The sequence below is a fragment of the Streptomyces sp. NPDC001668 genome (genome assembly GCF_042893155.1).
In the GTDB taxonomy this organism is placed as follows: Bacteria; Actinomycetota; Actinomycetes; order Streptomycetales; family Streptomycetaceae; genus Streptomyces.
On record NZ_JBIAUQ010000002.1, the window covers coordinates 485,380 to 497,662 of the forward strand.

General features: G+C 72.0%; 10 protein-coding genes. 8 read left to right on the forward strand and 2 right to left on the reverse strand.

Going from position 1 to position 12,283, the window contains the following annotated elements; all coding sequences use genetic code 11:
- Nucleotides 1–11 precede the first annotated feature (11 nt).
- The 3 genes from ACFYZ8_RS07655 to ACFYZ8_RS07665 all read left to right on the forward strand — a co-directional run bounded on the left by ACFYZ8_RS07655 (nt 12) and on the right by ACFYZ8_RS07665 (nt 4,779).
- On the forward strand, nt 12–1,370 hold the full coding sequence (locus ACFYZ8_RS07655) for a maltokinase (protein ID WP_359036719.1): 1,359 nt from the start codon (nt 12–14) through the stop codon (nt 1,368–1,370).
- A gap of 3 nt (nt 1,371–1,373) precedes the next feature.
- Nucleotides 1,374–3,581, forward strand: coding sequence for a 1,4-alpha-glucan branching enzyme (gene glgB, locus ACFYZ8_RS07660; protein WP_359036721.1), 2,208 nt, complete (start codon nt 1,374–1,376; stop codon nt 3,579–3,581).
- A gap of 109 nt (nt 3,582–3,690) precedes the next feature.
- Nucleotides 3,691–4,779: a glutamate--cysteine ligase gene (locus ACFYZ8_RS07665; RefSeq protein WP_359036723.1), complete on the forward strand. Its 1,089-nt coding sequence runs from the start codon at nt 3,691–3,693 to the stop codon at nt 4,777–4,779.
- Between the two features lie 18 nt (nt 4,780–4,797).
- Here ACFYZ8_RS07665 and ACFYZ8_RS07670 read toward each other — a convergent pair whose 3' ends face one another.
- Nucleotides 4,798–5,031, reverse strand: a complete 234-nt coding sequence (locus ACFYZ8_RS07670) for a DUF6480 family protein (RefSeq protein WP_359036725.1) — start codon at nt 5,029–5,031, stop codon at nt 4,798–4,800.
- Between the two features lie 152 nt (nt 5,032–5,183).
- On the opposite strand from ACFYZ8_RS07670, the gene ACFYZ8_RS07675 reads away from it, so the two are divergent.
- Together ACFYZ8_RS07675 and ACFYZ8_RS07680 are read left to right on the forward strand one after the other, a co-directional pair.
- Nucleotides 5,184–7,088: an AMP-dependent synthetase/ligase gene (locus ACFYZ8_RS07675; protein WP_388531483.1), complete on the forward strand. Its 1,905-nt coding sequence runs from the start codon at nt 5,184–5,186 to the stop codon at nt 7,086–7,088.
- Between the two features lie 89 nt (nt 7,089–7,177).
- A complete protein-coding gene (locus ACFYZ8_RS07680) occupies nt 7,178–7,657 on the forward strand; it encodes an ATP-binding protein (RefSeq protein ID WP_388531481.1) in 480 nt (159 codons plus the stop codon).
- Nucleotides 7,658–7,672: 15 nt separating this feature from the next.
- Here ACFYZ8_RS07680 and ACFYZ8_RS07685 read toward each other — a convergent pair whose 3' ends face one another.
- Complete coding sequence (locus ACFYZ8_RS07685; RefSeq protein ID WP_359036729.1) at nt 7,673–8,032, reverse strand: PRC-barrel domain containing protein; 360 nt, start codon at nt 8,030–8,032, stop codon at nt 7,673–7,675.
- 267 nt (nt 8,033–8,299) lie between these two features.
- Here ACFYZ8_RS07685 and ACFYZ8_RS07690 point away from each other — a divergent pair, with 267 nt between their 5' ends.
- The 3 genes from ACFYZ8_RS07690 (at nt 8,300) to ACFYZ8_RS07700 (ending at nt 12,278) form a co-directional block, all read left to right on the forward strand.
- Nucleotides 8,300–9,676 (forward strand): NAD(P)/FAD-dependent oxidoreductase, encoded by a 1,377-nt coding sequence (locus tag ACFYZ8_RS07690; RefSeq protein WP_388531479.1) that lies wholly within the window; start codon nt 8,300–8,302, stop codon nt 9,674–9,676.
- A gap of 94 nt (nt 9,677–9,770) precedes the next feature.
- Entirely contained in the window at nt 9,771–9,974 is a 204-nt protein-coding gene (locus ACFYZ8_RS07695; RefSeq protein ID WP_359036733.1) for a DUF4287 domain-containing protein, read from the forward strand.
- 72 nt (nt 9,975–10,046) lie between these two features.
- Entirely contained in the window at nt 10,047–12,278 is a 2,232-nt protein-coding gene (locus ACFYZ8_RS07700; protein ID WP_388531477.1) for an FUSC family protein, read from the forward strand.
- Nucleotides 12,279–12,283: the final 5 nt, after the last annotated feature.

The window sequence follows — 12,283 nt, forward strand, 5'->3', positions numbered from 1 at the left end:
GACGCGTCACCATGCCGAAGACCGCATCCATCAGCTCGAGACCCGCGCACGCGACCGATCTCATGGCCTCGCTCGGCGACCTGCTGCGCCAATGGCTGCCGCGGCAGCGCTGGTTCGCGGGCAAGGACCGTCCGGTGAGCGAGCTGGGTCTGCTGTCGATGACCGAGCTGTTCCCGGGCTGTCTGCATCTGCTGGTCCACACCGGTCACGGCGGGCCGCCCGGGCCCGGCGGCACCTCGGCGGGCGACTGCTACCAGTTGCTGCTCGGCGTGCGCAAGCACCTCTCGCCGCGCCTCGGCCGCGCCCTCGTCGGCCGGGTGGAGCACGGCCCGCTGGCCGGCCTCACGGTCTACGACGCCCTGCACGATCCGCGCTCGGCCCAGCTGCTGCTGGAACGGCTGCGGCATCCCGGCACGGCGGGCCCCCTGCGCTTCGAGCGCACCCCCTCGGCGCGGGTGCCCGCCGGACTCCCGCCGCGGCTGCTGGAGGCCGAGCAGTCGAACACCTCCCTGGTGTACGGCGACGAGCTGATCCTGAAGGTCTTCCGGCGCGTCCAGCCCGGCATCAATCCGGACCTGGAGGTGCCGGCGGCGCTGGCCGGACAGGGCTGCCGCCGGGTGCCGACACCGGTCGCCTGGTTCCGGACCACGCATCCGCAGGAGGCGACGCTCGGCGTGCTCCAGCCGTATCTGCGCGACGCGCACGACGGCTGGACGCTGGCCCTTCAGGCACTGGCCTCGGGTGACGACTTCACCGCGCAGGCGCACGAGCTGGGGCGGGCCATGGCCGAGGTGCACCTCGCGCTGGCCGCCGCCTTCCCCGCCGGCGGCCACGACGACAACGGCGCCACGGCGGCCGCGATGACCGCGCGTCTGGACTCCGCCGCGCACAGCGTGCCCGCGCTGCGTCCGTTCGTGCCGGGCCTGCGGGGCGCGTTCGGCGCGCTCGCCACCTGCGACTCCGGGCCGCCCGCCCAGCGCGTCCACGGTGACCTGCACCTGGGGCAGGTGCTGCGGGCGGGTCGCGAGTGGTTCGTCATCGACTTCGAGGGCGAGCCGTCCCGCCCGCTCGCCGAGCGGTGCACCGCCCAGTCCCCGGTGCGGGACATCGCGGGCATGCTGCGCTCCTTCGACTACGCGGCCCGGCAGCGCCGGCCCTGGCGGCCGGAGTGGGCGCGCCGCTGCCGGGAGTCCTTCTGCGGGGGCTATGCCGCCCTCGCCGGGTGGGATCCGCGCAAGAAGCACGGCCTGCTGCGCGCCTACGAGACCGACCGGGCTGTCTACGAGGTCCTGTACGAGGCACGACACCGGCCCGACTGGCTGCCGGTGCCCATGGCGGCGATCGAACGCCTCGCCGTGAGAGGAGACTGAGCCGTGGCCCTGCGCGACATCTCACTGCCCGAGCCGTCCGGACCGGCGCGCTGTGCCCCGGCCCCCGCGCTCGACCCCGCGGACCGGGGCCGGCTGCTGGCCGGCGCCCACCACGACCCGCACGCCCTGCTCGGCGCCCATCCGGTCGCGGGCGGGATCGTCTTCCGGGCACTGCGCCCGTTCGCCCGCGCGGTGAGCGTCGTGATCGACGGCGAGCGCAGACGGCTGACCTCGGAGGGCGACGGCCTGTTCTCCGGTCTGCTGCCCCTCGACGCGATCCCCGACTACACCCTGCTGGTGGCCTACGCGGACGGCGAACAGGAGGTGCACGACCCCTACCGCTTCCTGCCCGCGCTCGGCGACATCGACCTCCATCTCATCCGCGAGGGCCGCCACGAACAGCTGTGGAAGGCGCTCGGCGCCGAACCGATGATCCACCAGGGAGTGACCGGCACCCGCTTCACCGTCTGGGCGCCGAACGCCCAGGGGGTCCGGGTGGCCGGGGAGTTCACCTTCTGGGACGGCCAGGCCTTCCCGATGCGCTCGCTCGGCTCGTCCGGGGTCTGGGAGCTGTTCCTGCCGGGGATCGCCGAGGGCGCCCGCTACAAGTTCGAGATCACCTCGCGCCACGGCGACCGGTTCCTCAAGTCCGACCCGATGGCGCGCGGCACCGAGGTGCCGCCCGCGACCGCGTCCGTGGTGACCGCCTCGCACTTCGAGTGGGGCGACCAGGAGTGGATGGCCCGGCGCGGCGAAGTTCCGGTTCACCGTGCGCCGTTCTCGGTCTACGAGGTCCATCTGCCCTCCTGGCGCCAGGGACTGACGTACCGTCAGCTCGCCGACGAACTCCCCTCCTACGTCAAGGACCTGGGCTTCACCCACGTCGAGCTGATGCCGGTCGCCGAGCACCCCTTCGGCGGCTCCTGGGGCTACCAGGTCACCGGGTTCTACGCACCGACCTCCCGGCTCGGCACCCCCGACGACTTCCGGTACCTGATCGACGCCCTGCACCGGGCCGGCATCGGCGTGATCATGGACTGGGTGCCCGCCCACTTCCCGAAGGACGACTGGGCGCTGGCCCGCTTCGACGGGGAGCCGTTGTACGAGCCGGGAGACTCCCGGCGTGCCGAGCACCCGGACTGGGGGACGTACGAGTTCGACCTGGGGCGGGTCGAGGTACGCAATTTCCTGGTCGCCAACGCCGTGTACTGGTGCGAGGAGTTCCACATCGACGGGCTGCGCGTGGACGCGGTCGCCTCGATGCTCTACCTGGACTACTCGCGCGACTCCGGCCAGTGGAGCCCCAACGTGTTCGGGGGCCGGGAGGACCTCGACGCGGTCGCCTTCCTCCAGGAGATGAACGCGACCGTGTACCGCCGGGCGCCCGGGGTCGTCACGATCGCCGAGGAGTCCACGGCCTGGGACGGCGTGACCCGGCCCACGGACAGCGGGGGCCTGGGCTTCGGCCTGAAGTGGAACATGGGCTGGATGCACGACTCGCTCGGCTACATCAGCCATGAGCCGGTGCACCGCAAGTACCACCACAACGAGATGACCTTCTCGATGGTGTACGCGTACAGCGAGAACTACGTCCTGCCGATCTCCCACGACGAGGTCGTGCACGGCAAGCAGGCACTGGTGTCCAAGATGCCGGGCGACTGGTGGCAGCAGCGCGCCAACCACCGCGCCTACCTGGGGTTCATGTGGGCCCACCCCGGCAAGCAGCTCCTCTTCATGGGCCAGGAGTTCGCCCAGGGCGCGGAGTGGTCCGAGGCCCACGGCCCGGACTGGTGGCTGCTCGACCCGCAGTACGGGGCCGAGGCCGACCACCGGGGCGTCCGTGACCTCGTGCGCGATCTGAACACGGTCTACCGCGCGACTCCCGCCCTGTGGGAGCGCGACACCGATCCCGGCGGTTTCCGGTGGGTGGTCGGGGACGCGGCCGAGGACAACGTCTTCGCCTTCCTGAGGTTCGACGCGGCGGGCGGCCCGCTGCTCGCGGTCTCCAACCTCTCCCCCGTCGTGCGCGAGGACTACCGCCTCACCGTCCCCGACGGTCTCCCCCTGTGGCAGGAGTCCCTCAACACCGACGACGCCCGGTACGGCGGCGGCGACATCGTCCGGCGTGACCCGGTCAAGGCGGAGGACGGGACGCTGCGGCTCACCCTGCCGCCGCTCGCGACGGTGTGGCTGGTCCCGATGCCCGGCTGAGTCCGCGGGCGACGCGGGAGGTGTCCGACCGGCTCCGAAGGGGCAGTCGGGGTCGTACGAGAACGAGCATCCTCGTCGTCGCCGAGGGCCACAGAAAGGGCGTTGTCACGTGCGCACCGTGGGAGTGGAGGAGGAACTCCTCCTGGTCGACCCCGAGACCGGCGAGCCGCAGGCGCTGTCCGCGGCCGTACTCGCGCGGGCCGCGCAGGACGAGCCGGGCCAGGACGTCTTCGAGAAGGAACTGCACAACCAGATGCTGGAGTTCGCCACCCACCCGCAGTCGGGCATGGACGAACTCCGCGCGGAGATCGTGCGCTGCCGCAAGGAGGCCGCCCGGCTCGCCGGCGACAGCGGCTGCACCGTGGCCTCGCTGGCCACCTCGCCGCTGCCGGTCAGCCCCTCCGTCGGCATAGGCCGCCGCTACCAGTGGATGGCGGAGCAGTACGGCATCGCCACCCGCGAGCAGCTGGTCATGGGCTGTCACGTCCATGTGTCCGTGGAATCGGACGAGGAGGCCGTGGCCGTCGTCGACCGCATCCAGCCCTGGCTGACCGTGCTGGCCGCGATCAGCGCCAACTCGCCCTTCTGGCAGGGCAAGGACTCCGGCTACAGCAGTTACCGCAGCAGGGTGTGGCAGCGCTGGCCGTCGGCGGGCCCGACCGAACCGTTCCGGTCGGCGGAGCGCTATCACCGGCGGGTCGCGGACATGGTGGCGACCGGCGTCATCCTGGACGAGGGGATGATCTACTTCGACGCCCGGCTGTCCAGGAACTACCCGACGGTGGAGATCCGGGTCGCGGACGTCTGTCTGCACGCGGACACCGCTGTACTCCTGGCGACCCTGGCCCGCGGGCTGGTGGAGACGGCCGCGCGCGAGTGGCGGGCGGAGAAGCAGCCGGTGACGCACAGCGTGAGCCTGCTGCGAATGGCCGCCTGGCAGGCGGCGCGCTCCGGTCTGTCGGAGGAACTGCTCCACCCCGCGACCATGCACCGCATGCCCGCCGAGACGGTGGTGCGGGCCCTGCTGGAGCACGTCGAGGACGCGCTCGCCGACAGCGGCGACCTGGACCGGGCCCGTGAGTCCTGCGCCGAACTGCTCCGGCACGGCAACGGCGCCCGGGTGCAGCGCGAACTGCTGGAGCGCACCGGGAGCCTGCGCAGCGTGGTCACCGAATGCGTGCGGCTGACCCAGACGTAGTTCAGACGGCTGTCGTCCTCACACCGCCAGGACGATCGCGTACACCAGGAAGAACGCGGCGACGAGGACGACCAGCAGCAGGATCACGGCCAGCGGCCCCTTGGCCCAGCCCTTGGCCGGGTTGTGCGTCTCCCGGGGGCCGGCCTCGGGCAGGCTGCTCTCGGCCGGCGGGGTCTCGCCCGGGGGTACGCCGCCGCCCGGTTCCAGTCCGGTGGTGCGTTCTGGTTCGGGATCGGGGTTCGTGTAACTCATGCGGTCCGAGTGCCCCGATCTCGAGCAGATCACGGGTGACCGCTTACTTCCGTATTCCAGGTACCACCCGCCCGCACCTGGGCTAGATTCGAGCACCGCCGATGACTGAGCCCGTCGGCGCAGTCACAGCCCGTACACGTCAGGAGCAGCGCATGCGCGACTTCGCCCTCGCTCCCCGGACCATCTCGCGCTCCAGCGGCGGTCTGGCCGACAGCGTCTTCGAGAGGGCGGAGCTCGACCCCACCCTGCCGGTGCTCGCCCGCCGTCCCGAGGGTTCCTCGGGCGGCTGGCAGGAGGTCACGGCCGTGGAGCTGCGGGACGAGGTCGTGGACCTGGCCAAGGGACTGGTCGCGTCCGGGGTCTCGCCCGGACACCGGGTGGCGATCATGGCGCGCACCCGTTACGAGTGGACCGTCCTCAGCTACGCGCTGTGGACGGTCGGTGCCGAGGTCGTCCCGATCTATCCGGCGTCCTCGCGCGAACAGGTGGAGTGGATCCTGCGCGACACCGGGTGCGTGGCCGTGGTGGTGGAGGACGAGCAGGCGGTGATGACGGTCGGCTCGGTGTGCGCCTCGCTGCCCCGGCTGCGCCACGTCTGGCAGCTGGACGCGGGCGCGCTGGAGCAGCTGACGGAGCGCGGCGGGATGATCCCGCTCGCCACGGTCGAGTCGCTGCGCCGCATCGTGCTGCCGGACTCCACGGCGGTCGTCGCCTACACCTCCGGCACCACGGGCCAGGCGCTGGGCTGCGCGCTCAGCCACCGCGGTCTCGCGAGCCCCGTCGACACGCTGCTGGAGGGCTGGCGCCACATCACGGCACCCCCGGGACAGCAGCCGTCCGTCCTCGCCTTCCTGCCCTTCTCCCATGTGTACGGCCTGATGATCCAGGCCGTGTGCATCCGCGGCGGTCTGCTCATGGCCCACGAGCCGGACCTGAGCGAGGAGGCGCTGGCGGCGTCCCTGCAGTCCTTCCGCCCCACCTACTTCTACGCCGTCCCCTCGGTCTTCGAGAAGATCTACAAGAACTTCCTGCGCGCCTCCCAGCAGGCGGGCCGCGGCGCCCTGTTCGAGCGGGCCGCGGACACGGCACGGGACTTCGCCCTGGCCTGCGAGCGGCAGCGGCTGGGCGAGGGCCCCGGTCCCGGGTTCGACCTGCGGCTCCAGCACGCCCTGTACGAGCGGACGGTGTACCGCAGACTGCGGGCCGCGCTGGGGGGCCGGGCCCGCCGCGCCACCTCCGGCGGCTCCACCCTCAACCGTGAGCTCTCCCTCTTCTACGAGGGCATCGGCCTCTACGTCCACGACGGCTACGGCCTCACCGAGACCTGCGGCGGGATCACCATGCAGCCGCTGGGCCGGGAGAAGTCCGGGACCGTGGGCCGGCCCCTGCCGGGCGTGGACCTGCGGGTCGCCGACGACGGGGAGATCCTGGTGCGCGGGCCGTCGGTCTTCCAGGGCTACGTCAACGACGAGGCCGCGACCCGGGCCGCGCTCTACGGCGGCTGGCTGGCCACCGGGGACCTGGGGCGGCTGGACGCCGACGGCTATCTGACGATCACCGGCCGCAAGAAGGACGTCATCGTCACCGCCAGCGGCAAGAGCGTGGCCCCCGCCGCCCTGGAACACCGGCTGAGGATGCACCCGCTGGTCCACCAGGCCGTGGTGGTCGGTGACAACCGGCCCTGCGTGGGCGCGCTGCTCACCCTGGACCCGCAGTTCCTGGCGCACTGGCGCGGGGTCCTGGTGGCCCAGCAGGATCCCTCGGCGCGGGAGGCCCGGGAGGAGAACGCGCTGCGGGAGGAGATCGCGCGGGCCGTGGCCGCCGCCAACAGCACGGTCTCGCGCTCGGAGTCGATCCGGGTGTTCCGCGTGCTGCCGGAACCGTTCGATCTGGCCAACGGGCTGCTGACGCCGTCGATGAAGCTGCGCCGGGACGAGATCGTGCGCCGGTACGCGATGGAGATCGACGCGATGTACCAGGCCCGCTCGGCCGGCGCCCGGCGCGCTCCGGTGGAGGACGTGCTGAGCTGGGACGACTCGGACAACGTGTTCCGGTGAAGATCCGGCGGAACTCCGCGTGCGGGCCGCGTTTCCGAAGGTGCGGACGATTGGGCCGCGTGCCCTCGGGAACACGGCTCAGTGGCGACATGAGAGAGTACGACGACCACCTGACGCCGGGGCCGCGCAAGCGCCACGGCACCGAGCCGCATTGGGACGAGACACTGACTTCCGAGGCGATTCCGAGCCGCATCACCCGTTTCGCGGGCGAACCGCATTGCGTGACGGGTGCGCGGCTCGCCGCTGAAGAATTCCTGAGCGACCTCGGCGAGAGCGTGCCGCCGGCGGCCCCCGAGCACTGGGACGACATCCTGCTGGTGGTCACGGAACTCGCCGCCAACGCCGTCCAGTACGCCCCCGGCCCCTTCGTGCTGCGCCTGCGCCGCACCTTCGACGGGGTGCACGTGACCCTGCGCGACACCAACCCGACGCCGCCCGCCCCGCGTTCCTTCGATCCCCGCACGGGCGGGGGCGGCATCGGCTGGCACCTGGTCCACGCGCTGTGCGACCAGGTCAGCGTGGTGACGGACGAGCGGGGCAAGGACGTCCACGTGTTCCTGCCGTGGTGACGTGCCCCGCTCTCGTCAGGCGGTGGCCGTGAGCCGCAGATAGTAGGCGCCGACCCCCGTGAGGTACTCAGGGTCCCTGGTCTCGCTGTCGGTGCGGAAGCGCGGGGCCGCCTTCACCTCCGCCCCGGTGCAGGCGAGCGTGACCCGCCGGCCCTCGGTGTCGACGCCGGTGACCACGCCCACCGGGACCAGAACACTGCGGCCGAAGATCCAGACGCCCGTGTCGACGACGAGGTGGGCCAGGCCGTGGGGGGCGGCCTGCCGGTCCACATGTCCGATCGTGCCGTCGCTCGCGACGACGCTGAAGCCGGTCAGGTCCTGTCCCTCGACGTATCCGCTGTCCGGCGCGTACGACCAGATTCTGTCGGTGGTCACACTGCTCCCTTCCCTCCCGAGCGCTGCACGGGCCCGGCTCTCCGCTGCGGGCGGGCCCACAGCACCCCATACCCCTCTGCCGCACACACATTCGGCGACCGGCACCCTCACAAGCGGTTTCCCCCGGTCCGGTCCGCGCACCTCCTTCACCTTTCTCCCGGTGCACTTTCAGGCCAGGGCGGGCATGGTGGTCCTCGACGCATTCGTCGCCTCCGCATGGGCAGACGAAGGGCGTTCGAGGCAAACCGCCTGGAGCCGCAGAAAGGGATGAACACCGTGACACGACCCAGGATCCTGGTGGTTGGCGCCGGCTTCGCCGGTGTCGAATGCGTTCGCCGGCTGGAGCGGAAACTCTCCCCGGACGAAGCCGACGTCACCTTGGTGACGCCGTTCGCCTACCAGCTCTATCTGCCGCTGCTCCCCCAGGTCGCCTCCGGCGTGCTGACGCCCCAGTCGATCGCCGTCTCCCTGCGCCGCAGCAGGAAGTACCGCACCCGGATCATCCCGGGCGGCGCGATCGGCGTGGATCTCAAGTCCAAGGTCTGCGTGATCCGCACCATCACGGACGAGATCGTCAACGAGCCCTACGACTACATCGTGCTGGCCCCCGGCAGCATCACCCGCACCTTCGACATCCCCGGCCTCACCGAGCACGCCTTCGGCATGAAGACGCTCGCCGAGGCCGCCTACATCCGCGACCACGTCATCTCGCAGCTCGACCTCGCCGACGCCAGCCAGGATCCGGCGGAGCGGGCGGCCCGGCTCCAGTTCGTGGTCGTCGGCGGCGGATACGCCGGTACCGAGACGGCCGCCTGTCTGCAGAAGCTCACCCACGCGGCGGTCAAGCGCTACCCGCGCATCGACCCGTCGCTCATCAAGTGGCATCTGATCGACATCGCTCCGAAGCTGATGCCGGAGCTGGGCGACAAGCTGGGACGCAGCGCGCAGGAGATCCTGCGCCGGCGCGGTATCGACGTGTCGTTGGGCGTCTCCATCGAGAATTCGGGCCCCGAGGAGGTCACCTTCACCGACGGCCGGGTGATCCCCACCCGGACCCTGATCTGGACGGCCGGGGTGGTCGCGAGCCCGCTCATCGCCACGCTCGGCGCGGAAACGGTTCGCGGACGGCTCGCGGTCACCGCCGAGATGACCCTGCCGGGCCAGGACGGCGTCTTCGCGCTCGGCGACTCGGCCGCCGTACCCGACAAGGCGAAGGACGACGACAGCGCGATCTGCCCGCCCACGGCGCAGCACGCCATGCGTCAGGGCAAGGTGGTCGCCGACAACGTCATCGCGACCCTGCGGGGCCAGGCGCTGAAGCCGTACGTCCACAGGGACCTCGGTCTCGTCGTCGACCTCGGCGGCACGGACGCCGTCTCCAAGCCGCTCGGCATCGAACTGCGCGGCCTGCCCGCCCAGTTCGCCGCCCGCGGCTACCACTGGATGGCGCTGCGCACCAACGTCGCCAAGGTCCGCGTGGCGACGAACTGGACGCTCAACGCCATCGCGGGCGACGACTTCGTCCGTACCGGCTTCCAGGCCCGCAAGCCCGCCAAGCTGAAGGACTTCGAGTACACCGACGCGTACCTGACGCCGGAACAGGTCAGGGCGCAGGTCGAGGGAACGCGGCAGCTGGACCAGTAGGTGTGGCGGACGTCACTCCCGGGCCGCCGATCGGTTTCCGGCCGGTCGGCGGTCGTAGGAGGGACGGCACAGCGCTTTCCGAGAGGACACCGCCATGGCAGAGACCGTGAAGGGCCCCGCGAGCTACTTCCCCTCCATCGAGAAGAAGTACGGCCGCCCGATCGCCGAGTGGCAGGAGCTCGTCCGCTCCTCGCCGCTGACCCGGCACATGGAGCTGGTCGCCTGGCTGAAGTCCGAGCACGGGCTCGGGCACGGCCACGCCAACGCGCTGGTCGCCCACACCCTCGCGGAGGGCTGAAGCGAGTGATCCACCCCGCCGTGCCATGCTGGAAACGGATCATGACGCGAGACGGGGAGTGGGAACGGCGGAGTGAACACAGCGAGGCTGCGCGATCGGGTGGCGGCGTCGGACCCCGGGCTGCTGCGGCTGGCCGCGGGCCTGCGCACGGTGGGCGCGATCGCGCTCACCCTTGCCGTGCTCGGTCTGGTGGGGGTCGATGTCCGGCATCTGGTGGCCGGCGCCATCGCGGCGATGGTCGCCACCTTCGCCATCCGGGAGAAGCAGCGCGCCCCGCAGGCCGTGACGCTGGCGCTGGGCCTCCCGGTGGCCATGACCTCCCTGTCCCTGGGCGCGCTCCTGAGCTCCCGGGTGCTGGCCGGTGACCTCTTCTTCGTCGCGCTGATCTTCTGCGCCGTCTACAGCCGCCGTTTCGGCGACCGGGGCACCGCGCTCGGCCTGATCGGCTTCCAGATCTACTTCGTGTCCCTGTTCGTCGGCGCCACCGTCTCCGGCCTGCCCGAGCTGTACGGCGTCCTCGGCGTCGCCTTCCTGTGCAGCGCGGCGGCCCGCTTCCTGCTGGTACCGGAGACTCCCGCGGGCCTTCTCGAACGCCTGCGGCAGGCCTTTAGGGCCCGGCTGGCCCAGCTGGTGTCCGCGCAGCTCGAGCTGCTGGACGCCGGGCCCGAGGAGATCGACGAGGCGCTGAAGGACGTACGCGAGGGCACCGCGCGGCTGCACGAGACGGCGCTGATGATCCAGGGGCGGCTGGCGGAGGGAACGTCCGACGAGGCCGCGGCGCGGCTCGTGCAGCGGCGTGTCGCGGACGCCGAGATCGCCGCCGAGCGGCTGGGTCTGCTGTTGCTGTCTGCTCGCAGCGCCGAGCGCGCGGACACCCTCACCCTGCATCTGCCGGGCGCGCCCGCCCCCCGGGCCGGCCGCATGCCCGGCCGGGACGAGGCGATGGCCAGGGTGCGCCGCGATCTGGAGGCACTGCGGCAGCTGGTGCTGCGGCCGGCGGCCGCCAGGTCGGGCACCGCCCTGTCCCAGATCCGCAACCGGCTCCTCGGCTACCGCGAGGAGGAGAACCTGCCGCCCGCGCCGCCCGCCGTCCAGGACGTGTTCCGGGGCGTCGGCGAGGCCGCCCGCGCGGTCCTGGGCCTCAGGATCGCGCTGGACGGCCCGCAGGACGAGTCGGACGACTCCCCCGCGACGGCCCGCTCGCGCGAGGAGCTGGACGCCGAGGACGCCGTCCTGGACGCCCGCGAGGAGGACGACGGGACGCAGGAGGAACCCACCGGGCTCGGGCGGCCCACGACCCGGGCCGCGGTGCAGGTCGCCGTGGGGTCCTCGCTCGCCATCGTCGGCGGCGAGTTCCTGTCCAGCCAGCGCTGGTACTGGGCGGTGCTCACCTGCTGGATCGTCTTCATCAACACCGCGTCCACCGGCGAGATCCTGGTCAAGGGCTACCGCCGGCTGGTCGGGACGGTCCTCGGCGTGCTCGCAGGGATCGTGCTGGCCGGGGCCGTCGGGCAGCACACCTGGACGGCGTTCGCCCTGGTGCTGGTGCTGGTGTTCGCGATGTTCTACACCGCGCCGCTCTCCTACACCCTGATGTCGTTCTTCGTCACCGCGGCGCTGGGCCTGCTCTACACGCTGCTGCACACCTACAGCCTCTCGGTGCTGGTGCTGCGTGTGGAGGAGACCGCGCTCGGCGCGGCCTGCGGGGTCATCGCGGCGGCGTTCGTCCTTCCGGTGCGCACGGACCGCCGTACCAACGACCTGCTCGTCACCGTTCTGGAACGGCTCGACGAGGTCACCGAGGCCGCCGTGGACCAGCTCAGCGGCGGTACCCCCGTCGACCTGCTCGACCAGGCGCGCGACCTGGACCAGGCGCTGGCCGATCTGCGGGCGGCCACCCAGCCGCTCACCCACCCGATCACGCCGCTGCGGGCCCGGCGCGACACGGCCCGCTATGTGGTGGCGCTCCTCGAGACGTGCGCGTACCACGCGCGGTCGCTGGCGGCCACGGCCGAACTGCTGCCCACGCACCCCTCGATCGCGGCGGATCCCCGGCTGCGCCGGGCCGGCCGGCGCATCGGGGACAACATCGCGGCCATCGCCGCGCACGTCGCCGACGAGCGCTCCACCGCCCGGGTGGAGACGGGGCCGAGCATCGCGTCGCTCCTGGAGTCCGAGACGCCCGGCGTCCCGCGCTTCGGCCGGGTCACCGACCGCGTACTGCGGCACGTCCAGCGGCTGGACGAGACCCTGGTGGGCCTGGCCCGGCCGCTGGACGTGCCGGTCGCGGCGCCCAAGCGCTAGGGCGC

What these genes read in the sequence shown, in the direction of transcription:
- ACFYZ8_RS07675 (WP_388531483.1), top strand. Translation starts at nt 5,184, where the DNA reads ATGCGCGACTTCGCCCTCGCTCCCCGGACCATCTCGCGCTCCAGCGGC.
- ACFYZ8_RS07680 (WP_388531481.1), top strand. Translation starts at nt 7,178, where the DNA reads ATGAGAGAGTACGACGACCACCTGACGCCGGGGCCGCGCAAGCGCCAC.
- ACFYZ8_RS07670 (WP_359036725.1), bottom strand. Translation starts at nt 5,031, where the DNA reads ATGAGTTACACGAACCCCGATCCCGAACCAGAACGCACCACCGGACTG.
- ACFYZ8_RS07690 (WP_388531479.1), top strand. Translation starts at nt 8,300, where the DNA reads ATGAACACCGTGACACGACCCAGGATCCTGGTGGTTGGCGCCGGCTTC.
- ACFYZ8_RS07655 (WP_359036719.1), top strand. Translation starts at nt 12, where the DNA reads ATGCCGAAGACCGCATCCATCAGCTCGAGACCCGCGCACGCGACCGAT.
- ACFYZ8_RS07695 (WP_359036733.1), top strand. Translation starts at nt 9,771, where the DNA reads ATGGCAGAGACCGTGAAGGGCCCCGCGAGCTACTTCCCCTCCATCGAG.